This window comes from Gilliamella mensalis, assembly GCF_900103085.1.
Lineage (GTDB): Bacteria > Pseudomonadota > Gammaproteobacteria > Enterobacterales > Orbaceae > Gilliamella > Gilliamella mensalis.
Map to the genome: position 1 here is coordinate 1 of NZ_FMWR01000030.1, position 1,240 is coordinate 1,240.

Consider the following 1,240-nt stretch of genomic DNA (forward strand, 5'->3'; position numbering starts at 1 on the left):
TGAAGCGATTGGCTTATTTGCCCAAAAATCGGGCATGAAACTATTTGCCAACCAAGGCGATATTGAAGTGCAAGCCCAAAACGCCAACATCAACATGGCTGCCAAGCAAGATATCAAAGTGGATAGCGTGGATGGCAAGGTAACCATTACCGCCAAAGACAACCTCACCCTCATTTGTGGTGGCTCTTATATCAAAATCAGCAGTGAAGGCATCGAACTTGGCACACAGGATAATATCTATCTTAAATGTAATGTTCAGCAGAAGATGGGGCCGGCAAATAAAACCAGAACCATTCAATTAAAATCAAGTGAACTGGATATTAAACGTTGCGCAGAAAAGGATTAATAATGATTACTGAATTAAATAATCAAAATAACTTTAACAAATATCGCTATTTACTAGTCGATAATTTAGTGGCGATTAATTCAATAAGCCCATTATCACACGACTCATTAGTGAATCTATTTGGTGAACAAAAACTCACTCAGGTATTACGTACCGATTTAGATTATGATCCAAGCATATGCCCAACACTGATTAAACTGGCAGAGCCCAATGAATTTTTAGACAGTCCCATCCTTGATGACATCAGCAACCAAGCTGAAATCGAATGTTTTGGGTCAAAGCGTTATATTTGCGCTTATATTGTTAGCCCTCTTAAACCGTCGATATTGGCAAAACAACTGATAACTATTGGTAATAACATCGCTAAAATATTGCAACAGCCTTATTATCCTTTCTTTGAACCATTTCGCATGCAATTTTTGCACGAAGTTGCTACTAACCAAGACAACGCATGGCTAAAATCGCAATTTTTCCAAATTGAAAACTATTATTATCCGTCAATTTATGCTGGGCAGTTTATTCGTTTCACGGCCGATAGTGAACTGGAAATGCCAGACGGTTGGAGTACTCATTATTGTCAGCGCTTAAAAAAATTGAGAATGATTCGAACCCTTGTTAAGGCATGGGCAAATAATCGAACGCAATTTGATGAGCAAAAAAATTTACCACTCCATAACCAAGTCATTTTGCACTCAACGCAACTGGTTGAGCAAGCGTATCAATTAGGTTTAAATGAGGTTGCCGATATCTTATTTTGGGGATTAAATGGCTTAAGGTACCAAACTGCTTTTACTAATCATCCTAACGTGCTTGAACAAATTGCCAAAGCGCCAAAAGAGCCAAGCACATTGTCAAAACACGTTATTGACGCTCATATTAACCTTGAAAGCCCAT

Annotated in this window: 2 protein-coding genes; both read left to right on the forward strand. The window is 38.3% G+C overall.

Going from position 1 to position 1,240, the window contains the following annotated elements:
• Window positions 1-346, forward strand: a 346-nt coding sequence (locus tag BQ5209_RS10430; RefSeq protein ID WP_143421919.1) for a DUF2345 domain-containing protein, incomplete at its 5' end; no start/stop codon positions are given.
• 2 nt (window positions 347-348) lie between these two features.
• Window positions 349-1,240: hypothetical protein (locus tag BQ5209_RS10435; RefSeq protein WP_085248755.1), on the forward strand; the 892-nt coding region annotated here is incomplete at its 3' end.